The 255-nt window shown below is 58.0% G+C and carries 1 protein-coding gene; it reads left to right on the top strand.

Features of this window, described 5'->3' with window-relative positions:
* On the top strand, positions 1-255 hold a 255-nt coding region (locus AC0C6X_RS30240; protein WP_472956728.1), incomplete at both ends, for a transposase.

The raw sequence follows: 255 nt of genomic DNA, 5'->3' as shown, positions 1-255 counted from the left end.
CAGGGCTCTCGAGCGTTCGCCATAATGCGTGGCTTGGCCATGCGCTTCAACGGCATCTTGCGCAGCAGGAGCCCGGACGCGCTGGATGAATGGATCGACGATGCCATCGACACCGAGCTCACGGCAATCATGCGTTTCGCCAGCGTTTTGCGCCGGGATATTGATGCCGTCAAAAATGCAATCGAACTCCCGTGGAGCAACGGTCAAGCCGAAGGGCAGATCAACCGCCTCAAGATGCTGAAGCGTGCAATGTAC

It is taken from the genome of Ensifer sp. VA4 (assembly GCF_055710065.1).
Note: the sequence above shows the minus strand (reverse complement) of the source record. Positions and strands in the feature narration are given on the sequence as shown.